Raw genomic sequence first — 21,882 nt, 5'->3', positions numbered from 1 at the left:
GCGCAGCTCAGGCGTGGCGCTTGAGCAGCGCCCGGCCCAGCGCCGCCAGGTGCACCTGGTCGGGCCCGTCGCCCATGCGCATGTAGCGCGCGTAGGCATAGGCCTCGGCCAGGAAGGTGTCCTGCGACAGACCGGCGGCGCCGTGCACCTGCATGGCCCGGTCGATCACCCGCGCGGCCATGTCGGGCACCACGATCTTGGCGGCGCTGATCATGTCGCGCGCCGCCTTGTTGCCCTCGCGGTCCATCTTGTCGGCGGTGCGCAGCGTCAGCAGCCGGGCCTGCTCGATGTCGCAGAAGCTGCGGGCGATGTCCTCCTTCACCGAGCCATGCTCGCCCAGCGCGCGGCCGAAGGCATGGCGGCTGTTGGCGCGCCTGCACATCAGCTCCAGCGCCCGCTGGGCGCAGCCGATCAGCCGCATGCAGTGGTGGATGCGGCCCGGCCCCAGCCGGCCCTGGGCGATCTCGAAGCCGCGGCCCTCGCCCAGCAGCATGTGGTCCAGCGGCACGCGCACGTTGTCGTACACCACCTCGGCATGGCCCACCGGCCGGCTGTCGTAGCCGAACACCGTCATGTCGCGCAGGATGGTGATGCCCGGCGTGTCCTTGGGCACCAGCAGCATCGACTGCTGGCGGTGCGCATCCGGGTGGTCGGGTGATGACTTGCCCATCACGATCAGCAGCTTGCAGTCGCTGTTCATCGCACCCGAGGTGAACCACTTGCGGCCGTTGACCACCCAGTGGTCGCCGTCCTGCGTGATCGAACAGCGGATGTTGGTGGCGTCACTCGACGCCACCGCCGGCTCGGTCATCGAGAACGCTGAGCGGATGGTGCCGGCCAGCAGCGGCTTCAGCCACCGGTCCTGCTGGGCCGGCGTGCCGTAGAGCGACAGCACCTCCATGTTGCCGGTGTCGGGCGCCGAGCAGTTGAACACCTCGCTGGCCCACAGCACCCGGCCCATGGCCTCGGCCAGTGGCGCGTACTCCAGGTTGCGCAAGCCCGCGCCATGGCTGCCGGGCAGGAACAGGTTCCACAGCCCCTGGGCGCGGGCCTCGGCCTTGAGCTGCTGCACGATGGCCGGCGTGGCCGGCACGACCTGGGCGCGGGCCTGCTGGTCGTACAAGTGCTCATTCGGCAGCACCTGCGCTGCCATGAAGGCCTCCACCTGCGCCAGCAGGGTGCGGGCACGTTCGCTCAGCTCGAAATCCATGGTGTCTCCTGGTGGTGCACCAGGGTAGGCGCCCCGGCGCCGCCGGTCTTGCATCAACTGGCTACCGGGTTGCTGGTCGCTTGATTTGTTCATTTGTAATGATTTGCTCAAGTCGCCGCCGGCGCTGCCGATAAGCCAGACATGCCGGGCACGGCTGCCTGGCCGGAGTGTCCGATGGTTGACCCCGCAACCGCTGCCCCGCCCGATCCGGCGTTGGTCCAGCCCCCCACCGTGCTGCTGGTGGATGACGAGCCGTCCGTGCTGAGCGCGCTGCGCCGGCTGTTCCGCACCCAGGGCTACCGCATCGAGCAGGCCACCAGCGGTGCCGATGCACTGGCGCTGATGCGCAACACCCCGGTGGACCTGGTGGTGTCGGACATGCGCATGCCCGGCATGGACGGCGCTGCCTTCCTGTCGCAGGTGCGGGTCCTCTATCCCGGGGCGGTGCGCATCCTGCTGACCGGCTACGCCGACATCACCGCCACCATCGCTGCCATCAACCAGGGCGCGATCCACCGCTACATCGCCAAGCCCTGGGACGACAACGACCTGCTGCTGGTCGTCAGCGACGCGTTGCACCGGCGCGACCTGGAGCAGGAGAACGTGCGCCTGCTGGCGCTGACGCAATCGCAGAACCAGGCCCTGGTGTCGCTGAACCAGGGGCTGGAGGCCCGCGTGGCCGAGCGCACTGCCGCGCTGGAGACCAGCCTGGCTGACCTGGCCGTCGCCCATGCCGAGGTGGAGGCGCATTTCATGCTCGCCGTCACCGTGTTCTCCGGCCTGCTGGAGCTGCGCGAGGGCGGCATGGCCGGCCATGCCCGCCGCGTGGCCGAACTGGCCCGCCGGGTGGCGGCCCGCCTGGGCCTGGACGAGAACGCCCAGCGCGATGTGCAGATGGCCGCGCTGTTGCACGACATCGGCAAGATCGGCTTCGACGACACGATGCTGCGCACGCCGGTGTCGAAGTACAGCGCCGACCAGCTGACGGCCTACCAGCACCACCCGGTGGACGGCGAGGCGGCGCTGCTGCCGCTGGACAAGCTGCGCGGCGTGGCCGCCATCGTGCGCCAGCACCATGAGCGCTGGGACGGCCGCGGCTTCCCCGACGGCCTGCGCGGCCCCGGCATCCTGCTGGGCGCGCGCATCCTGGCCGCGGCCAGCGACTACGACGACCTGACCAGCGGCACCATGGCCGAGCATGTCTACACCAGCGACAAGGCCCGTGCCGCGCTGCGCGACGGCCTCTACACCCACTACGACCCCCAGGTGGTCGAGGCCCTGCAGGCGGTGCTGGGCGAGATCGAGGCCGAGGCCAAGGCCGACGTGGTGGTGCCGGTGGCCGAGCTGCAGCCCCGCATGGTGCTGGCCGCGGACCTGCTGTCACCGCAGGGCGTGATCCTGCTGCCGGCCGGCCATGTCTTCCAGCCGCCACTGATCGCCAAGCTGCGCGAGCTGTCGTCACGCCAGAGCCAGCCGCTGCAGCTGCGGGTGCTGCGCCGCTCGCTGCCGGCGGCCGGCAGTCGGCAGCACGCCCCCAGCGGGCCGGGCAAGGCCGTCATGGCCTGATGGCGGAGGGGCCGTCCCGTGAGCGACCTCTTCATCGAGCTGGACACCTGGCTGGAGCTCGACCAGCCTGGCACGCCGGCCGTGGCGGCCGATGCCACACCGGGCAGCACCGAGCACGATGGCGGCGCAGCAGCACCGCCCGATGCCGGCGGACTGGCCGAGCAGCTGCTCGACGCCATGGGCATGCCGGCCTGGCTGCACCGCCCCGACCGCCCGATGCGAGCCAACGCCGCGCTGCGCCGCCTGTGCGGCCTGCACCGCGACACCCCGGCCGATCCGCTGCAGCTGCTGGTGCCCGACGACCGCGCCGCCCTGGCCGACGCCAGCGACGAGTGCCTGTGGCGCAGCGGCGAGCCGCCGGCCCAGTCGGTGCGCCTGCTGGGCGGCAACGGCAGCCAGCGGCCGGTGGAACTCAGCCTGCGCCGCGTGCAGCTGGACGACGGGCCGGCCATCCTGGTCACCTGCCAGGACCTGAGCGACATCCAGCATGTGCAGACCATGCTGCAGGGCATGAGCAGCCTGCTCGGCCAGATCATCGACGGCGCGCCGGTGGCCAGCTTCGTGATCGACCGCCACCACCGGGTGACGCACTGGAACACCGCCTGCGGCCACCTCACCGGCCATGGTGCCGACACCATGATCGGTAGCACCACGCCCTGGCGGGCGTTCTACGACGAGGCCCGCCCGCTGCTGGCCGACCTGATCGTCGACGGCACCGCCGATGCCGAGCTGGCGGCGCTGTACGGCGACAGCGCCAAGCCGTCGGCCCTGATCGCCGGCGCCTACGAGGCCGAGGCCTTCTTCCCGCAGTTCGGGCCCGACGGCCGCTGGCTGAGCTTCACTGCCGCGCCGCTGCGCGACCATGCGGCGCAGGTGATCGGCGCCATCGTCACGCTGCAGGACGTGAGCCAGCGCCGCCGCACCGAGGAAGAGCTGACCCGCCGCCTGGAGCAGCTGGTCGAGGCCCGGTCGGCCGAACTGGCCGCCAATGCCCGGCTGATGGACGCCTTCATCGACAACGCGCCGATCGGCGTGGTCTACACCGTCAATGGCGACGTGCAACGCGCGAACCGGCAGATGACCGAGATGTTCGGCGCCGCCGAGCCCATGCCGGGCGGCGGCCGGCCCGACCGGCCGTTCTACATGGCGCCGGACGACCTGGTGCATCTGCGCGAGCTGGCGCAGCTGCCGTTCTCCCGCAACGAGGCCCTGCACCACGAGATGTGGCTGCACGACCGCAGCGGCCGGCCGCTGTGGATGCAGGTCAATGCCTGCCCGGTGGAGTACAGCGACGACGCCACCGGCGCCTGGTGGATGCTGCAGGACCGCACCGAGGTGCGCACCGCCCAGGAGGCGCTGCGCCAGCGCTTCGAGGAGCTGCAGCAGACCAACCAGAAGCTGGAGCAGGCGCAGAACCAGCTGCTGCAGAGCGACAAGATGGCCAGCATCGGCCAGCTGGCCGCCGGCGTGGCGCACGAGATCAACAACCCGGTCGGCTTCGTCAGCAGCAACCTCAACACGCTGCGCCAGTACGTGGGCAGCCTGCTGCAGCTGGCCGATGCCTACGGCCGCCACAGCCAGCCCGCCGGCCCCGAGGCAGCGCAGCAGCTGGCCGCCACGCTGAAGGCGGTGGAGCTGGACTATCTGAAGGACGATCTGCCGCAGCTGCTGGATGAAAGCGCCGATGGCCTGACGCGGGTGAAGAAGATCGTGCAGGACCTGAAGGACTTCTCCCGCGTCGACCAGGCCGACTGGCAGCTGGCCGACCTCAATGCCGGGCTGGAATCGACGCTGAACGTGGTGCTGCACGAGGTCAAGTACAAGGCCGACATCGTGCGTGCGCTCACGCCGCTGCCGCTGGTGAACTGCCTGGCCGGGCAGCTCAACCAGGTGTTCATGAACCTGATCGTCAATGCCTCGCAGTCCATCGACGGCCGCGGCACCATCACCCTGTCGTCCGGCGCAGAGGGCGACTGGGTGTGGGTGCAGGTGGGCGACACCGGCGCCGGCATGACCGATGCGGTGATGCGCCGCATCTTCGAGCCTTTCTTCACCACCAAGGACGTGGGCAAGGGCACGGGCCTGGGGCTGTCGCTGTCGTTCTCGATCGTGCAGCGCCATGGCGGCGTGATCCAGGTGCGCTCGCAGCGCGGCGTGGGCAGCCGTTTCCGGGTGTGGGTGCCGGTGGCCGGCCCCGCGCCGGGCGGCCAGGCCGCCGCACCGCAGCCGCCAGCCTGGGATTGAGCGCCGCCCCGTGCTCGGCGGGCACAAACCGGGCGATGATGTGAGGGTGTGCGAAGCCCGAACCACCCTTTCCCCGCCGCCGTTAGGCGATCTCCACACCGACCTGAGCCAGCGCGTGGTGCTGCATGCCGCCGATGCGGTGTGGCAGCCATCCCCGCAGCCCGGCGTGCAGCGCCGCCTGCTCGACCGCTGGGGCGGCGAACGGGCCCGCGCCACCAGCCTGGTGCGCTACGCGCCCGGCGCCCGCTTCAACACCCACGTACATGACGGCGGCGAAGAGATCCTGGTGCTGGAAGGCGTGTTCTCCGACGAGACCGGCGACCACCCCGCCGGCACCTACCTGCGCAACCCGCCGGGCAGCAGCCATGCGCCGTTCTCGCAGCCCGGCTGCCTGCTGTACGTGAAGCTGCGCCACTTCGCGGCCGACGACACCGCCGCGGTGCGCATCGACACCCGCAGCGCCGCCTGGCAGGCCGATGCCGTGCCCGGCCTGTGGTTCCTGCCGCTGCACAGCCACGGCGGCACCGACACCCTGCTGCTGCGCGCCGGGCCGAACTGCTGGTTCGACATGCACAGCCATCCCGGCGGCGAGGAACTGCTGGTCGTCGAAGGCGTGCTGTACGACGACCTCGGTTGCTATCCCCGCCACACCTGGACCCGCAGCCCGCGCTGGAGCCGCCACGCGCCGCACACCATGGCCGAGGGCGCGGTGTCGCTGGTCAAGCGGGGCCACCTGGCACCGCCGACGCGCCCGGCTGCGGCCAAGGATGCCTGAGCCCGCGCTGCCCGCGGCCGACAGTCCCGCCCCACCCGATGCCAGCCCGGCGGCCACACCGCTGCGCGCGGCGGCCGTGCCGCAGGGCCGGGCCAGCCGCCTGCTGCACCTGGGCCGGGCGGTGGGCGAACTGGCCGCCGGTGCCGCCGCCGAGGGCCTGGGCCGCCTGGCCCGTGGCGAGCGGCCGGCGCTGGCGGACATCGTCTTCACCCCCGCCAATGCCCGCCGCCTGGCCGAGCGGCTGTCGCAGATGCGCGGCGCGGTGATGAAGCTGGGCCAGCTGCTGTCGATGGACGGCGAGGGCGTGCTGCCGCCGGCCTTTGCCGCGCTGCTGGCCGGCCTGCGCGACCAAGCCCATGCGATGCCGGCCACCCAGCTGGATGCGGTGCTCAGCCAGGCCTGGGGTGCCGATTGGCACCAGCGCTTCCGCCGCTTCAGCTTCCAGCCGATCGCCTCGGCCTCCATCGGCCAGGTGCACCGGGCCGAGACGCACGACGGCCGCGTGCTGGCGCTGAAGATCCAGCACCCCGGCGTGCGCGAGAGCATCGCCAGCGACGTGGCCAACCTGGCCCTGCTGGCCCGCACGCCCGGCCTGCTGCCCGCCGGGCTGGACCTGACCGAGCTGCTCGACCGCGTGCGGCAGCAGTTGCTGCGCGAAACCGACTATGTCGCCGAGGCGGCCGCCACCACCGCCTACCGCGAGGCCCTGGGCGACGACCCGGTGCTGTGGGTGCCGGCGGTGCATGCCGACCACAGCAGCGCCCGGATCCTGGCCACGGACTTTGTGGCGGGCGTGCCGGTCGACCGGCTGGCCGACAACGGCAGCCAGCCCCAGCGCGATGCGGCGGCCACCGCGCTGGCCCGCCTCGCCGCGCACGAGCTGTTCACCATGCAGCTGGTGCAGACCGACCCCAACTTCGGCAACTACCTGGTCGACGTCGACGGCGGCCGCATCGCGCTGCTGGACTTCGGCGCCGCCCAGGCCATCGCCCCGCAGCGGGTGCAGCAGCTGCGCGACCTGGGCCGCGCCCTGCGGGCGTCCGATGCCGATGCCGTGCGCCAGGCCGCGCTGGCGCTGGGCTACATCGGCGCCTCCGAGCCACCGGCCCAGGCCGACGGCGTGCTGGCCATGCTGATGGCCGCCGGCGAGCCGCTGCGCCAGGCCGGACCCTACGACTTCGGTGCCTCCGACCTGTTCCGCCGCATGGTCGACCAGGGCCAGGCGCAGTTCTTCGACCAGGGCTTCTCGCGCACGCCGCCGGCCGATCTGCTGCTGCTGCAGCGCAAGTTCATCGGCACCTTCCTGCTGTGCGCCCGGCTGCGGGCGCGGGTGGACCTGGCGGCGGTGTTTGCCCCGCATCTCTGACGCGGCCGGGCGGCCCACAATCCGGCATCGCCTGACACTGCCCAGGAGCCGGCCCATGCCCCGTCTGCAGCCCGATGAGATCCGCCGCTACCAGCGCGAGGGCTGGGTGGTGCCACAGTGGCGGCTGCCCGCGGCCCAGGTGGCCACCATGCAGGCGGCGCTGGACGAACTGCTGCGCCGCAACCCCGGCGTGCGGCCGGAGAAGCTGGTGTCGGCCCATGTCGAGCGCGCCGGCAGCGACAACGGCGAGGGCGTTCGCGGCGTGGCCGATTTCCTGCAGCTGGCGCGCGACCCCGACATCATCGACCTGGTGGCCAGCCTGCTCGGTGACGACGTGATCCTGTGGGGCGCGCATGTGTTCTGCAAGCCGGCGGCCGAGGGCTACGAGACACCCTGGCACCAGGACGGCCACTACTGGCCGATCCGCCCGCTGGCCACCTGCACCGTGTGGGTGGCGCTGGAGCCCAGCACCCGCGCCAACGGCTGCCTGCGGGTCATCCCCGGCTCGCACCGCGACCGCCACCTGCACCCGCACCTGCATGAGGACCGGCAGGACCTCACCCTGCAGCAGCGCATGGCCGACGGCTGCTTCGACGAGGCCGACGCGGTCGACATCGAGCTGCAGCCCGGCCAGATGAGCCTGCACGACGTCTACATGATCCACGGTGCGGCGGCCAACACCAGCACCCAGCGCCGCACCGGCGTGGCGCTGCGCTACATGCCGGCCACGTCGCACTTCGACCGCAGCCTCAAGCCGGTGGACGGCAAGACCGGCGTGGCGGTCAACTTCGCCCAGCGGCCGCTGTGGCTGGTGAAGGGGCGCGATGTGTGCGGGCAGAATGATTTCACGGTGGGCCATCCGGCCTGAGTGCACGCGCCGGCGGCCCACCCGCCGCGGCCCATCCTGATCGGAGCGCGCATGCCCAGCAAGACGGTTCTCAGCAAGACGGTCTCCGTCCGCAAGGCGGTGGTGAAGCCGCCGACCCGGGAGGTGCTTCCAACCGCGCCGCCGCGGGTGGCGGTGTCGCGGCCGGTGCTGCTGCTCGATGGCATGCAGCGCGGCGCGGTGGATGCCTGCGTGGTGGCCTGCAACCTGCGCCATGCGCTGAACCAGCCGGCCGAGCTGACGCTGGAGATCGACCTCGACGCCGCCCACGCCGCCCTGGATGGCACCGGCACGCAGCTGTGGCGCTGGCTGGACATCGGCCAGCCGTTGCAGCTGAGCCTGGGCCCCTATGCCGATGTGCAGGTGTTCAGCGGGCAGGTGTTGTCGGTGGGCCTGTCGCAGGCCGAGGGCCGGCCGGTGCTGCTGCGGGTGGTGGCCACGGACGGGCTGCAGGCCATGCAGGCCACGCTGCGCCAGCGCAGCCTGCCGGCGGCCACCACGGCCCAGCGGGTGGCCGGCCTGGCTGCGGAGCGGGGCCTGTCGACCGACCTGCAGTGGCCCGGTCCGGTGCAGCCTGAGCAGGTGCAACTGGGCGAGAGCAACCTGGCCCTGCTGCAGCGCTGGGCCCAGGCCGACGGCATCGTCTTCTGGCTCGACGGCCGCACCCTGCGGGCCCGCCCGCTGGACGCCGCCGGCCGCCCGGCCCATCGGCTGGCCCACGGCAGCAGCCTGCGCAGTTTCGATCTGGCGGCCGATGTGCGCAGCCAGTGCACGGCGGTGCTGGCCGGCGGCTGGCTGGTGCCGACGGGTCGGGCCGCCACGGAACTGGTGCGCCCGGATGCCGTGGCCGGCGCCCTGGGTGGCCCGACAGCCCTGTCCCATGGCCTGGGTGAGCGCATGCGGCCGCTGCCCGATCTGGCCGCCGCCACCGTGGCCGATGTCCGGCGCAGCGGACAGCAGGCGCTGTCGGCCAGCAGCCGGCAGTTCCTGCAGGGCCGCGCCACCGCCACCGGCCCGCTGACCGACCCCGCCCCGCTGCTGCCGGGCGGGCGCGTCAGCCTGGAGAGCCTGGGCCCGCGCTTCAGCGGCGATTACCAGGTGGTGGCCCTGTGCCGGCGCTTCGACCTGGCCAACGGCCTGCTGACCGACCTGGACCTGCAGCGCGACACCCTGGGCCGGCCCTGACCCGCGCCAGGGCCACACCCACGGAGCCCGCCCACCATGTCTGACACCACCGGCACTGCCGCCCCCGCCTGGCCCGGCGTCTACCCCGCGCTGGTCACCGACCTGCGCGACCCGCAGGCCCTGGGCCGGGTGCAGGTGTCGCTGCCCTGGGCGGCCGATCCTGAAGGCAGCCGGCCGGTGGCCTGGGCCCGCCTGGCCACGCTGGCCGCTGGCGCCGGCAGCGGCACCTGGTTCCTGCCGGCGGTGGGCGACGAGGTGCTGGTGGCCTTCCAGGCGGGCGACCCCAGCCTGCCGGTGGTGCTGGGCGGCTTGTGGAACGGCCAGCAGCGCCCGCCCCAGGCGGTGGCGGCCGATGGCAGCAACCACCACCGGGTGATCCGCTCTCCGCGCGGCGTGGTGATCGACCTGGTCGACGGGCCCGGCCGGGCGGGGCTGACGTTGCGCACCCCCGGTGGCTGCGAGCTGGTGCTGGACGATGCCAGCCAGGAGGTGCGCCTGAGCGACGGCCAGGGCAACCAGGTCGAGATCAAGAACGGCGAGCTGCGGGTGACCGCCGCCAAGGCGGTGGTGGTGTCGGCCAGCAAGGTCAGCATCGCGGCCGGCAGCGTGCAGGTGGACACCGGCATGCTCAAGGTGAGCGGCACCGTCCAGGCCGACACGCTGATCGCCAACAGCGTGGTGGCCAGGAGCTACACCCCCGGGGCCGGCAACGTCCTCTGATGCCGCGGGCGCGGCCGGGCTACTTGCCCCAGCTGTCCTTCAGCCCGGTGATGCGGTTGAACACCGGCGCGGCGGCGGTGTGCAGCACCCGGTCGGCGACGAAGTAGCCGTGGCGCTCGAACTGGAAGCGTGATTCCGCCGCCACCGCGGCCAGCGCGGGTTCCACATAGCCCTGCACCACCGCCTTGCTGTGCGGGTTCAGCACGCTGCGGAAGTCGCGGTCGCCGGCATCGGGCTGGGGCTCGGTGAACAGCCGGTCATAGAGGTGGAAGCTGGCGGCCACCGCATCCTGCGCGCCCACCCAGGTGATCGTTCCCTTGACCTTCACCGCGTCCGCTCCGGGCGTGCCGCTCTTGGTGTCGGGCACCACGGTGGCCAGCACCGCGGTCACGCGGCCGTCGGTGTCCTTCTCGCAGCCGGTGCACTCCACCACCATGCCGTACTTCAGCCGCACCTTGTTGCCGGGGAAGAGCCGGAAGAAGCCCTTGGCTGGCACCTCGGCAAAGTCGTCGCGCTCGATCCACACCACCGGCCCCAGGCCGAAGCTGCGCTGGCCCAGGTCGGGCTGCTGCGGATGGGCCGGGGCGCTGCAGGGCTCGACATGGCCGGCGCCAAACACCGTGTCCCAGTTGGTCAGCTTCAGCGGCAGCGGGTCGATCACTGCCATTGCCCGCGGTGCCTGGCCTTCCAGGTCGGCCCGCAGCGCGCCTTCGAGCACGCTGTAGTCGATCCAGATGTTGGTCTTGCTGGCGCCGGTGTCCTCGGCGAACTTGCGCACCGCCGCCGGGGTGTAGCCGCGGCGGCGCATGCCGGCCAGCGTGGGCATGCGGGGGTCGTCCCAGCCGCTGACATGGCCTTCGTCGACCAGCGCCTTCAGCTTGCGCTTGCTGGTGACGACGTAGGTGAGGTTCAGGCGGCCGAACTCATGCTGCTTGGGTGCCGGCGTGTTCAGCAGGCCGCCTTCGATCAGGCGGGCGAGCAGCCAGTCGTACCAGGGCCGCTGGTCCTCGAACTCCAGCGTGCAGATGCTGTGGGTGATGTTCTCCAGCGCGTCCTCGATCGGGTGCGCATAGGCGTACATCGGGTAGATGCACCAGCGGTCACCGGTGTTGTGGTGGTGGGCGCGCTTGATGCGGTAGAGCGCCGGATCGCGCAGGTTGATGTTCGGCGAGGCCATGTCGATCTTCGCGCGCAGCACCATGCTGCCGTCGGCATGCCGGCCGTCGCGCATCTCGCGCAGGCGCGCCAGGTTCTCGGCCACGGGGCGGTTGCGCCAGGGGCTGTCGGTGCCGGGGGTGGTGAAGTCGCCCCGGTTGGCGCGCATGGCTTCGGCGCTCTGCTCGTCCACGTAGGCCAGGCCGCGCTCGACCAGGTGCTCGGCCGCCCGGTACATGAAGTCAAAGTAGTTGCTGGCGTAGAACAGGTGGCTGGTGTGCTGCTCGTTGAAGTGGGCCTGCCAGCTCCAGCCCAGCCACTGCACCATCTCGACGATGGCGTCGACGTATTCCTGCTCTTCCTTCTCGGGGTTGGTGTCGTCGAAGCGCAGGTGGCAGACGCCGCCGAAATCGCGCGCCAGGCCGAAGTTCAGGCAGATGCTCTTGGCATGGCCGATGTGCAGGTAGCCGTTGGGCTCGGGCGGGAAGCGCAGCCGCACCGGGGCCGGGTCGGCGCCGCCGGCGGCATGGTGGGCCGCATCGCCCGGGCTGCCGCCCCACTGCCGCTGCGCATACACGCCGTCCTGCAGCTCGCGCTCGATCAGGGTGCGCAGGAAGTTGGCGGGCTTGGCGGCGTCGGTCGGCGGGGGATGGCTCATGCGCGGGATTCTACGGAGGCGCCACCGGGCCAAACCCAGGAACAGCGCGGCGTGGCCGGCTGGCGGCCCGGGTCAGAGCAGTCCCAGGCCTTGCCACAGCAGGCGGCCCAGGAAGCGGCCCGGCAGCAGGGTGAACACGCCGGCGACGATGCAGCCACCGAAGTACATGCTGCGCATGGTCTTGCGGTGCGCGGCCACGTTGCCCTGGCGGATGAACCAGATGCCGCGCGGCAGGTTGATGGCCACCATGGCGGTGAAGGCGTGGATCGGCGTGATGCCGGCCAGGTTGGGCAGGCGGTAGTCGCGGATGAAGGCGCTGGCGATGGCCGTGCTGCCCATCAGCAGCACCCAGGCCCAGCCCCAGGCGCGGTGGCTGCCGTTGCCCTTGCGGCGCAGCATCACCACCGAGCCGATCAGCAGCGCCAGCAGCGCGGTGACGAGGTGGAAGAACACCAACGGGTGACGGTCCAGCAGGTTGGCGAAGCTGGTGGCGAAAGGTAGGGTGGGCAGCATGTTGGCGTCGTGCGTGAAGCAATGGACGCCATGATCGGCCCTGCGCGTGGTCCGTTCATCGGGCTTGCGACCGAGCACCTGCTGCGGTCGCGAAGTGCCGGCAGCGCGGGCCGGAACGCGGCAGGCCCGGCATGCTCACCTCAGCGCGTCGCACTGCAGGCTTTGCAATGCCGCCGTGTCATTCTTCTTCAGCGCATCCAGGCAGCGGTCGAGCTTGAACCGGAGGATGTCGTTCTTCAGGTCGGCCTGGCGCACCGACAGGGCACGCGTGTCGCGTTCGGTGAATGCGTTGAACACGTTGCCCACCGCCGAGAAGTAGGCGCCCAACATGCTGGCGGGGAACTTCAGCATCGCTGCCAGCTCACCGTCGTTGGCTTGCTCATAGGCTTGCAGCACGCCGTCGACAAGCGTGATGTCCCCATCGTTGGCCGCGAACACGGTGCGGCCGAAGGGCAGCAGCACGGTCGGTGAATCATTCGGAGCCAGCAGCAGCTTGCTCTGGCCCACGCTGGCCTTGGACCCGGAGACGGGCGCCTGGGCGGTGGCCAGAAAGGCCCGGTTGATCCGGTAGTAGATCCCGGGTGTCCTGGCCAGCGTGGCCGGCGCTCCCGCTGGGGAACTGGCGCCCGCGGCTGGCAGGTTGTCTGCTGCGCCGGCCGGGGCACGCGCGATCCGGACATCGATCCATTGCCCGCACAGGATCTTGGTCTGCTCTGGCTTGTCGAAGACAAACACATAGTCGCCGTTGGCGGGACACCTGTCCACCGGGGCGTCGGCCTCGGTCTTCGACGGCAGGATGGAGGGCTTCTCCTGCACCTTGTTGGGCTGCACCGTGCCCAGTGCCGCGATCGAGTCGGTCGTCGCTGTGTTCGCGGTGCTCAGCAGCCCCTTGCTGTTGACCTCGACCTTGACCGTGGTCTTGCCGATCAGGTGCGCGTTGTAGCGCAGGACGAATGCCCGTGCCGGATCGGCGAATGCCTCCGAGGTCGACCAGTCCAGCGCGGTCACCTTCTGGTCGGCCACCGTCACCTTCAGCTGGAAGAAGCGCATCGGCAGGTGGTAGGCCACGCCCTCGACGACGTCCTGTCCACCCACAGGCGCGCTCTCGATGCCCGCACAGCCGGCCAATGCGGCAGCCAGCAGGCACGGCAGCGCAAGCTGGCCAGCGCGTTCGGTTGTCAGACGTGTCATGGAGATGTCCTTCCTCAAGTGGTAACACGACGGATGGGCGTGCTTGCGGACCATAGTGAGTGCCGCTGGCCGACGCATCCTGCAACCTGACGATTCGCCGGATGCAGGCCCGACAGACATTGGCGTGCCGCAACAACCAGGATTGCCGATGACCCCGCTCCAACCGATCCGCGACCCAGGCGTGCGGATGCGATGGGCACGGACCACGCGCCAGGCACTGCTGTGGCTCGTGTTGGGCGGCGGCGTGCTGGCAGCGCATGCCCAGCCCGCCACCGTGCCGCAGCCGTCGGACGACGAGGCAACCTGGGCGCTGCAATGGGAGAACGACCTCTTCGCCCGCGGGCGCACCGATCGCCACTACACCAACGGCATCCGCATCCTGCGGCTGCGCACCGGCCAGACGTTGGCGCAGGCGCAGGCATCAGCCGGTGGCTGGGTCCAGGCCTATGGCAGTCGCACGGGTGGCTGGCTGTGCCGGGTGGGCGATTGCGTGCCCGGGCAGGCACAAGTCGCCGTGGACACCTATGGCGCACAGAACATGTACACCCCCCGGAACCTGCGCCGCGCTGTCCCCAGCCTCGACGACCGGCCCTATGCCGGTTGGTTGTACCTGGGCAACCGCACCCGCCTGATGGACCTGCCCGATGCGCAGGGCGAGGCCAGCCGGCTGCAGGTGCTGGATCTCAGCCTCGGCGTCGTGGGTCCGAGCGCGGGTGCCGGTGCGGTTCAGCGCGGATGGCACCGGTTGGTCGGCGCGGTCGCGCCCCAGGGCTGGGGCCATCAGCTGCGGGACGAGCCTGCGGTGCAACTGGTCTACACCCAGGTGCGTCGCTTGCCGCTGGGCCCGCTGGTGGATGTGCTGCCGCACTGGCGCCTATCCGCCGGCAACGTGCTGGTGTCGGCAGCCGCTGGCGGGCAGATGCGCATCGGTCGTGACCTCGATGGCTTCGGCCATCTGGAACCCATGCAATCGGCCATCGCCACGGCCGGCACGCCTGCGCAGTCGGCGCGCCGGGGCTCGCCGCTCTATGCGTTTGCCGGTTTCGAGGCGCGCGCCGTGGCGCGCAACATCTTCATCGACGGCAACACCTTCCGCGACAGCCCTGCCACCCGGTTCATCACCCGCCAACCCTTGGTGGCCGATGCAAGCCTGGGTGTGTCGATGCGCATCGGATCGCAGTGGCGCATCAGCTACGCGCACATCTGGCGCAGCCGCGAGTTCTCGCAGGACCGCCCGCAACTGCCTGGCGAGCGCCTGGCGGCGGTCCAGCGCTATGGCGTCATCCAGTTGCAGCGCGAGCAGTGATCCGTGCCGCCACCCGTCGCTTGAACAACCCGGAGTCCACCATGCCCATGCAAGCCCTGCGCTGCGGCTGCAGCCACCACCCCCTGCACTGCATCATTCCGCCCTACATGCTGGAGACCATGGCTGAAAGCGCGGATGCTGCGGTGCGCAAGACCGCGGTCGCGGCGATCGAGGTCAGCGCGCAGGCGCGCACCTTGCGCAGCACCATGCAGGAGATGCCGGCCATGGCGGCGCTGATGTCGCCCAGCGGCAAGAAGAACCGCCAGGTCTACGACGGGCAGCACCTGGGCCAGTCGTCGATGCCTGGGGTGCTGGTGCGTGGCGAGGGCCAGCCGAAGGTGGCCGACGTTGCCGTCAACGAGGCGTATGACCACAGCGGGCGCACCTACGACTTCTTCAACACGGTCTTCGCCCGCAACTCGCTGGACGGCCAGGGCATGACCCTGGTGTCCAGCGTGCATCTGGGCCACAACATCAACAACGCCTTCTGGAACGGCCGGCAGATGATGTACGGCGACGGCGACGGTCACGCCTTCCTGCGTTTCACCCGCAGCCTGGATGTCGTCGGTCATGAGCTGACCCACGGCGTGATCGCGCACGAGTGCAACTTGCGTTACCAGGGCCAGTCCGGCGCCCTGAACGAGCACTTCGCAGACGTGTTCGGCATCCTGGTGCGCCAATGGCGGCTGAAGCAGTCCGCCAAAAAGGCCGATTGGCTGATCGGCCGCGAGCTGCTCGGACCGGCCGCCACCAAGGCCCGTGGCCTGCGCGACTTCGGGCCGGGCAAGGCCTACGAGGACGATCCGGCCATCGGCACCGATCCGCAGCCCAAGCACATGCAATCGCTGTACACCGGTCCGGGGGATTTTGGCGGCGTGCACATCAACTCCGGCATCCCGAACCATGCGTTCTACCTGTTCGCCCGCAGACTGGGTGGGCCGGCATGGCAACTGCCCGGAGCGATCTGGTACGAGGCCATGCGTAAACTCTCGGCAAACAGCGATTTCGGCGAGATGGTCTCCACCACCCTCATGATTGCCTCCGACCAGCACGGTGCAGGCAGCACGGTTCACAAGGCCCTCCAAGATGCCTGGCAAGCGGTTGGACTCTGAACAGCAATGGACCTCGCTGTCCCTGCGGGAGCAGGGCGGCTTTGCGGCCGTGCAACTCGGCTGCACCGTGCGCCGCACTGAACTGGACGCCCAGGTCCGGGACCCCACGGACGCGCTGGTGACTCGTCTGCGCGCACTGCCGGACATGCCGCAGGCGCCGATGCCGGACGCCCAGCAACTGGTGGTTGACGTGACGGCCGGCGATCAGCGCACCACGCAGGTCTTCGATCGGTCTGACCTGCCGGCCGATGTTGACGCGCTGCTGCAGCTTGTGCGGGGCGTTCAGCCGTTCCGGCCGGTGTAGCGGCGGACCGGCGGTAAACCCGGGTCTGCCGGGCCGCTACATGCCCTTGAACAGGTGGGCGTAGAGCCGGCTCGCGGTCAGCCGCTCGGCCCGGCCGCGCAGTTGCAGGAAGACCTTGCCCGATTCATCCCGCGTGGCGGTGGTGATGGCCGCGGCCCGCACCACCAGGCTGCGGTGCACCTGCCAGAACTGCTGCGCATCCAGCTGCGGCAGCAGCTCGCGCAGCGACAGGCGGATCAGGTGCTCGCGCTCGGCCGTCACCACCCGCAGGTACTTGTCGGCGGCCTCGAAGTACAGCACCTCGGCCACCGGCACCAGGTGCACGGTGTTGCCCACGCCGGCCTGGATCACTTCCAGCCGTGCCGGCGCCGGGGCCGGTGCCACGCCGATGCCGCTGCCCAGCAGGGCGCGCAGCTGGTCCAGCGCCTGGGCCAGCGGCGCATCGCCCGGCGCCGCGGGCGCCGCAGCATCGGCCAGGCGCTTCTGCAGCCGGGCGACGCAGGCTGCCAGCCGCGTGGCATCCACCGGCTTGACCAGGTAGTCGACCGCCTGGGCCTCGAAGGCGGCCAGGGCGTACTGGTCGTAGGCGGTGACGAACACCAGCAGCGGAAACGGCACGCCTGCCGGCCAGTCTTCGGCCAGCGTCTGGGCCGCCTCCAGACCGGTGGCGCCGGGCATGCGGATGTCGAAGAAGCAGACCTGGGGCCGCAGTGCCAGGGCCTGGGCGCTGGCGCTGAGGCCGTCGCCCACGGTGGCCAGCAGCTGCAGGCCGGGCCACAGGCGGGCCAGGTCGGCGGCCAGGGCCTGGGCCAGCAGGGGTTCGTCTTCGGCGATCAGGGCGGTGGGCATGGCGCTCAGGCGGGGGTGGGGGTGTCCATCGGCAGGCGCACCTCGGCCAGGGTGCCGCCGTCGGCATCGGGCGCCGGCCGCAGCCGGAAGCTGGCCCGCGGGCCGTACAGCGTGGCCAGGCGGTCGGCGACATGGCGGGTGCCGTAGTGGCTGCCATCGTGGGTGCCGTCACCGGGCGTCGCGGCCGGGACCGGCGCTGCGCCATCGGCCAGGCCCACGCCGGTGTCGCGCACCGTCAGCAGCAGCTGGCCGGCCTGCAACTCGGCGCGCACCGTGATGCGGCCACCGGCCACCTTGGGCTCCAGGCCGTGGCGGATGCAGTTTTCCACCAGCGGCTGCAGCAGCAGCGGCGGCACTGGCAGCTGGCGCAGGGCCTCCGGCAAGTCCAGCTGCACCTGCAGCCGCGGGCCCATGCGCAGGGCCATCAGCGCCAGGTAGTCGTCCAGGCAGGTGAATTCGGTGGCCAGCGGATGCAGCTTGGCATGGCTGGCGCCCAGCGTGGCGCGCAGGTAGCGGATCAGGTGGTCCAACATGTCCTGGGCGCGCGGCGGGTCCAGCGTCACCAGCACCCGCAGATTGGCCAGGGTGTTGAACAGCATGTGCGGTTCCAGCTGGCTCTGCAGCAGGCGCAGCTGGTTCTCGCCGGCCAGTCGGCGCGCGGCCTCGGCCTGGGCGGCGATGGTGGCCACCTGGCTGCGCATGAAGAAGTTGTAGGTGGCCGCGGCCGACACCGCCACGGTGATGGCCAGCACCAGCACCAGGCCACGCTGGCTGCCGAAGACCTGCACCGGCCAGGGGTGGCCCAGCAGCATGGCCGCCAGGTTGCGGCCCAGCCAGTAGCCCACCAGGGCCGCCACCAGCACATAGGGCGCCATGAACGGCCAGCCCGGCCAGTTCTTCATCACCTGCGGGCTGCGCACGCCCATGCTGCGCAGCCCGGCCGAGATGGCGTAGCGCCCGGCCTCGATCAGGCCCTGGATGCAGCCGCCGACGCACAGCGAGATCGCCAGGTTGGTCCACAGGCCGTCGCCGAAGATCAGCGAGATGAAGACGCCCACCGTCAGCGACACCATCAGGCCGCCGAACAGGTGTCGCAGCAACCGCTGCCACAGCGGCAGGTGGCCATCGGGATCGATCAGCGGCTGGGCGCTGGCATGGGGCAGGGCGGCCATGGCGGCATTGTGGCCTGTGCCCTGGGGGGCCAGCAGGCGTCGGCGGTGCGGGGCAGCCACTGTGCACCGGCCCGCGCGCGGTGTGCCGCCTGCGGCGACAGCCTGCGGCCGGCTGTCGCCAACTGCGGTACCACCGGCGCCAGATGCGGCAGGTGCCGTCAGCGCTGCAGCACCAGGTCCAGGTTCTGCACCGCTGCGCCGGCTGCGCCCTTGCCCAGGTTGTCGAACACCGCGGCAAGCACCACCTGGCGGTGGCCGGGGTGGGCCAGCACCCACAGGGCCAGGTCGTCGCTGCCGTTCAGTGCCGTGGGGTCCAGCGTCGGTGCCTGCCCAGGCATGGCCAGCGGCTGCAGCCGCACATGGCGGGTGCCGGCGTGCCGGGCGGCCAGCGCGGCATGCAGGTCGGCGGCGGCGGGGCGGCCCGGCAGGGCGTCCAGGTGCAGCGGGATGGTCAGCACGATGCCCTGGCGGAAGTGGCCGTAGGCCGGCAGGAAGATCGGCCGCGCCTGCAGGCCGGCATGGTGCTGGATCTCGGGCACATGCTTGTGGTCCAGCCCCAGGCCGTAGGCCAGCAGCGGCGGCGCGCTGCTGTCGGCAGACTCAAACTCGGCGATGCGTGCCTTGCCGCCGCCCGAGTAGCCCGACACCGCATGGATGGACAGGGGCTGCGCGGGCGCGAGCAGGCCGGCGTCGACCAGCGGCCGCAGCAGGGCCAGCGCGCCGGTCGGGTAGCAGCCGGGGTTGCTGATGCGCGTGGCGGTGGCGATGCGCGCCGGCTGGCCGGCGGTCAGCTCCGGCAGGCCGTAGACCCAGCCCGGCGCGGTGCGGTGGGCCGAGCTGGCGTCGATCACGCGCACGCCAGGCCGGCGCACCAGCGCCACCGCCTCGCGGGCCGCGTCATCGGGCAGGCACAGCAGGGCGATGTCGCAGTCGTTCAGCGCCTGCGCACGGCGGGCAGTGTCGCGGCGCTCGGCGTCGGGCAGGGACAGCAGGCGCAGGTCGGTGCGCGGGCGCAGGCGGTCGCGCAGCTGCAGGCCGGTGGTGCCTTGGTCACCGTCGATGAACACGAGGGGCTGGGACATGGCGGGGTCGGAAGTGGAGGACAGGGCCGCCATGCTCGCCGCCGGGCTTGCATCAGACAAGTTGAATCTGTAAAACGTGAAATTCCGAAATTCTGAATCAAGCCGATGCGCGAACTCAACCTCGACCGCCTGCGCACCCTGCTGGCGGTGGCCGATGGCGGCAGCTTCGCCGCGGCGGCGCAGCAGCTGGCGCTGTCGCCGCCCACCGTCACCCTGCATGTGGCCGATCTGGAAAGCCGCCTGGGCACGCCGCTGCTGCACCGTGGCCGGCCGGCGGCCACGCCCACGCCGGCCGGCCGGCTGCTGATCGACCATGCCCGCCGCCTGCTGGCCGAGGCCGATGCGCTGGTGGATGCGGTGCAGCGCCATGTGGCCGGGCAGGGCGGCCGGGTGCGGCTGGGTGCGTCGACCGGCGTCATCGTGCAGTGGCTGCCGCCCGTGCTGCAGCAGCTGGCGGCCGAGGCGCCCGGCATCGATGTGCAGTTGCAGGTGCTGACCTCGGCCGACACCCTGGCCGGCCTGGCCGCCGGCCGGCTGGACCTGGGCCTGGTGGCGCTGCCGCAGCCCCCGCGCGCCGGTGTGCTGGTGCAGCCCTGGCGGCGTGATCCGGTGCTGGCGGTGCTGCCCGCCGTCTGGGGCGACCTGCCCGACAGCGTGACGCCGGCCTGGCTGGCGGCGCGGCCGCTGGTGCTCAACGACGCCGGCACCCACCTGGCGCGGCTGTGCGCCGACTGGTTCGCCCAGGCCGGCCTGGCGCCGGCGGCGCGCATCACGCTGAACTTCAACGATGCCGTGCGCAGCCTGGTGGCGGCGGGCTACGGGGCGTCACTGCTGCCGCACGACGGCGGCCCCGCCGGGCTGGACGCCCGCCTGGCCACCCGGCCGCTGGACCCGCCGCTGTGGCGCGCCCTGGGCCTGGCCCGGCGGGATGGCCCGCCCGATGCGCTGGTCGAGCGGGTCTGGCAGCTGTTGCGGGCGCAGGCGGGCTGAGGACGCCGGCCTGCGTCAGCGGCGGCGGCTGCCGCCCAGGATCGAGCCCAGCACGCCGCGGATGATCTCGCGGCCCACGGCCGAACCGATGCTGCGCATGGCCGAGCTGGCCGCCGTCTCGGCCAGGCTGGGCCGGCGGCCGCCACGCGGGCCGGTGCTGCCGAACATGATGTCCTTCAGCCCGCCCATCAGGCCGCCGCCATCGTCGGCCGCCGCTGGCGTGGCGCCACCGCGGGCCGCGGCCTGGGCCTCGTCGGCCATGCTGGGCCCGCCGGCCATGGGCGCCGCCGTGCCAGCGCCGCGGCCTTTCAGGATCTCGTGTGCCGATTCGCGGTCGACGAACTTCTCGTACACCCCCGCCACCAGCGAGCTGCCGACCAGCTGCTGCCGCTGCGCGGGCGTGATCGGCCCGATCTGGCTGCCCGGCGGCAGCACGAACACCCGCTCGGTCACGCTGGGCCGGCCCTTGGCATCGAGGAAGCTCACCAGCGCCTCGCCCACGCCCAGCTCGGTGATGGCGGTCTCGATGTCCAGCCCCGGGTTGGCGCGCATGGTGCTGGCGGCGCTCTTCACCGCCTTCTGGTCGCGCGGGGTGAAGGCGCGCAGGGCATGCTGCACCCGGTTGCCCAACTGGCCCAGCACGGTGTCGGGCACGTCCAGCGGGTTCTGGGTGACGAAGTACACCCCCACGCCCTTGGACCGCACCAGGCGCACCACCAGTTCGATGCGCTCGAGCAGCACCGCCGGCGCGTCCTTGAACAGCAGGTGGGCCTCGTCGAAGAAGAACACCAGCTTGGGTTTCTCAAGATCACCCACCTCGGGCAGCAGCTCGAACAGCTCGCTCAGCATCCACAGCAGGAAGGTGCCATACAGCCGCGGCGCGTTCATCAGCTTGTCGGCGGCCAGCACGTTGATCACGCCCATGCCGTCGGTGGTCTGCATGAAGTCGCTGATGTCGAGCATCGGCTCGCCGAAGAACTGGTCGCCGCCCTGCTGCTCGATCTGCAGCAGGCCGCGCTGGATGGCGCCGATGCTGGCCGCGCTGACATTGCCGTAGCTGGTGGTGAACTGGCTGGCGTTGTCGCCCACATGCTGCAGCATGGCGCGCAGGTCCTTCAGGTCCAGCAGCAGCAGGCCCTGGTCGTCGGCGATCTTGAACACCATGTTCAGCACGCCGGCCTGGGTGTCGTTCAGCGCCAGCATGCGCGCCAGCAGCAACGGACCCATGTCGCTGACGGTGGCGCGCACCGGGTGGCCGGATTCGCCGAACACATCCCACAGCGTGGTGGGGCAGGCTTGGGGCGCGGGGGTGTCGATGCCACGCTCGGCCAGGATGCCGGCCAGCTTCGGGCTGATGCTGCCGGTCTGGCTGATGCCGGTGAGGTCGCCCTTCACGTCGGCCATGAACACCGGCACGCCGATCTTCGAGAAGTTCTCGGCCAGCGTCTGCAGGGTGATGGTCTTGCCGGTGCCGGTGGCGCCGGTGATCAGGCCGTGGCGGTTGGCCAGGGCGGGCAGCAGCTCGCAGCGGATGTCGCCACGCTGGGCGACGAGGATCGGATCAGCCATCGGAAAGCGCTCCAGCGGGACTACGGTGC

General features: G+C 71.4%; 19 protein-coding genes. 11 read left to right on the top strand and 8 right to left on the bottom strand.

Features of this window, described 5'->3' with window-relative positions:
• Positions 1–7 precede the first annotated feature (7 nt).
• Positions 8–1,210: an acyl-CoA dehydrogenase family protein gene (locus FFT10_RS05160; RefSeq protein WP_137731712.1), complete on the bottom strand. Its 1,203-nt coding sequence runs from the start codon at positions 1,208–1,210 to the stop codon at positions 8–10.
• A gap of 174 nt (positions 1,211–1,384) precedes the next feature.
• Here FFT10_RS05160 and nosR point away from each other — a divergent pair, with 174 nt between their 5' ends.
• The 7 genes from nosR (at position 1,385) to FFT10_RS05125 (ending at position 9,952) form a co-directional block, all read left to right on the top strand.
• Positions 1,385–2,776 carry a response regulator c-di-GMP phosphodiesterase, NosR family gene (nosR, locus tag FFT10_RS05155; protein ID WP_137731711.1) on the top strand — a complete coding sequence of 464 codons (1,392 nt, stop codon included), beginning with the start codon at positions 1,385–1,387 and terminating at the stop codon, positions 2,774–2,776.
• Positions 2,777–2,794: 18 nt separating this feature from the next.
• On the top strand, positions 2,795–5,020 hold the full coding sequence (locus FFT10_RS05150) for an ATP-binding protein (RefSeq protein WP_137731710.1): 2,226 nt from the start codon (positions 2,795–2,797) through the stop codon (positions 5,018–5,020).
• A 115-nt stretch (positions 5,021–5,135) separates the two neighbouring features.
• Positions 5,136–5,795 carry a cupin domain-containing protein gene (locus FFT10_RS05145; RefSeq protein ID WP_228026961.1) on the top strand — a complete coding sequence of 220 codons (660 nt, stop codon included), beginning with the start codon at positions 5,136–5,138 and terminating at the stop codon, positions 5,793–5,795.
• Positions 5,788–7,161, top strand: a complete 1,374-nt coding sequence (locus FFT10_RS05140) for an ABC1 kinase family protein (RefSeq protein ID WP_137731708.1) — start codon at positions 5,788–5,790, stop codon at positions 7,159–7,161. Before FFT10_RS05145 ends, FFT10_RS05140 begins: the two co-directional genes overlap by 8 nt.
• A gap of 55 nt (positions 7,162–7,216) precedes the next feature.
• Complete coding sequence (locus FFT10_RS05135) at positions 7,217–8,029, top strand: phytanoyl-CoA dioxygenase family protein (protein ID WP_137731707.1); 813 nt, start codon at positions 7,217–7,219, stop codon at positions 8,027–8,029.
• 51 nt (positions 8,030–8,080) lie between these two features.
• Positions 8,081–9,232 carry a phage late control D family protein gene (locus tag FFT10_RS05130; RefSeq protein ID WP_137731706.1) on the top strand — a complete coding sequence of 384 codons (1,152 nt, stop codon included), beginning with the start codon at positions 8,081–8,083 and terminating at the stop codon, positions 9,230–9,232.
• Positions 9,233–9,268: 36 nt separating this feature from the next.
• Positions 9,269–9,952 (top strand): phage baseplate assembly protein V, encoded by a 684-nt coding sequence (locus FFT10_RS05125; protein WP_137731705.1) that lies wholly within the window; start codon positions 9,269–9,271, stop codon positions 9,950–9,952.
• A gap of 19 nt (positions 9,953–9,971) precedes the next feature.
• Here FFT10_RS05125 and FFT10_RS05120 read toward each other — a convergent pair whose 3' ends face one another.
• From FFT10_RS05120 to FFT10_RS05110, 3 genes are all read right to left on the bottom strand, one after another.
• Positions 9,972–11,765: a glutamine--tRNA ligase/YqeY domain fusion protein gene (locus FFT10_RS05120; RefSeq protein ID WP_137731704.1), complete on the bottom strand. Its 1,794-nt coding sequence runs from the start codon at positions 11,763–11,765 to the stop codon at positions 9,972–9,974.
• Positions 11,766–11,837: 72 nt separating this feature from the next.
• Positions 11,838–12,278, bottom strand: a complete 441-nt coding sequence (locus tag FFT10_RS05115) for a DUF2306 domain-containing protein (protein WP_228026960.1) — start codon at positions 12,276–12,278, stop codon at positions 11,838–11,840.
• A gap of 135 nt (positions 12,279–12,413) precedes the next feature.
• Positions 12,414–13,523, bottom strand: a complete 1,110-nt coding sequence (locus FFT10_RS05110; protein WP_137731703.1) for a hypothetical protein — start codon at positions 13,521–13,523, stop codon at positions 12,414–12,416.
• A 1-nt stretch (position 13,524) separates the two neighbouring features.
• Here FFT10_RS05110 and FFT10_RS05105 point away from each other — a divergent pair, with 1 nt between their 5' ends.
• From FFT10_RS05105 to FFT10_RS05095, 3 genes are read left to right on the top strand one after another with little or no spacing between them, the layout of a single operon-like run.
• Positions 13,525–14,775, top strand: a complete 1,251-nt coding sequence (locus tag FFT10_RS05105) for a lipid A deacylase LpxR family protein (protein ID WP_137731702.1) — start codon at positions 13,525–13,527, stop codon at positions 14,773–14,775.
• 41 nt (positions 14,776–14,816) lie between these two features.
• The gene (locus FFT10_RS05100; protein ID WP_228026959.1) at positions 14,817–15,887 is read left to right on the top strand and encodes a M4 family metallopeptidase; all 1,071 of its coding nucleotides are present in this window, start codon (positions 14,817–14,819) and stop codon (positions 15,885–15,887) included.
• Positions 15,862–16,191 (top strand): protealysin inhibitor emfourin, encoded by a 330-nt coding sequence (locus FFT10_RS05095; protein WP_137731701.1) that lies wholly within the window; start codon positions 15,862–15,864, stop codon positions 16,189–16,191. Before FFT10_RS05100 ends, FFT10_RS05095 begins: the two co-directional genes overlap by 26 nt.
• Positions 16,192–16,227: 36 nt before the next feature.
• Here FFT10_RS05095 and FFT10_RS05090 read toward each other — a convergent pair whose 3' ends face one another.
• The 3 genes from FFT10_RS05090 to argC all read right to left on the bottom strand — a co-directional run bounded on the left by FFT10_RS05090 (position 16,228) and on the right by argC (position 19,294).
• On the bottom strand, positions 16,228–17,040 hold the full coding sequence (locus FFT10_RS05090) for a LytR/AlgR family response regulator transcription factor (RefSeq protein ID WP_174246077.1): 813 nt from the start codon (positions 17,038–17,040) through the stop codon (positions 16,228–16,230).
• A 5-nt stretch (positions 17,041–17,045) separates the two neighbouring features.
• On the bottom strand, positions 17,046–18,212 hold the full coding sequence (locus FFT10_RS05085; protein ID WP_228026958.1) for a sensor histidine kinase: 1,167 nt from the start codon (positions 18,210–18,212) through the stop codon (positions 17,046–17,048).
• A 158-nt stretch (positions 18,213–18,370) separates the two neighbouring features.
• Entirely contained in the window at positions 18,371–19,294 is a 924-nt protein-coding gene (gene argC, locus FFT10_RS05080) for an N-acetyl-gamma-glutamyl-phosphate reductase (RefSeq protein WP_137731699.1), read from the bottom strand.
• 105 nt (positions 19,295–19,399) lie between these two features.
• Between argC and FFT10_RS05075 the strand changes: the two genes are divergently transcribed.
• The gene (locus tag FFT10_RS05075; protein ID WP_137731698.1) at positions 19,400–20,284 is read left to right on the top strand and encodes a LysR family transcriptional regulator; all 885 of its coding nucleotides are present in this window, start codon (positions 19,400–19,402) and stop codon (positions 20,282–20,284) included.
• A gap of 15 nt (positions 20,285–20,299) precedes the next feature.
• Here the strand turns inward: FFT10_RS05075 and FFT10_RS05070 are convergent, their stop codons facing one another.
• The gene (locus FFT10_RS05070) at positions 20,300–21,853 is read right to left on the bottom strand and encodes a helicase HerA-like domain-containing protein (protein ID WP_137731697.1); all 1,554 of its coding nucleotides are present in this window, start codon (positions 21,851–21,853) and stop codon (positions 20,300–20,302) included.
• Positions 21,854–21,882: the final 29 nt, after the last annotated feature.

Origin of the sequence: Pseudaquabacterium pictum, from assembly GCF_005403045.1 — a bacterium.
GTDB classification, from domain to species: Bacteria; Pseudomonadota; Gammaproteobacteria; order Burkholderiales; family Burkholderiaceae_C; genus Pseudaquabacterium; species Pseudaquabacterium pictum.
Note: the sequence above shows the minus strand (reverse complement) of the source record. Positions and strands in the feature narration are given on the sequence as shown.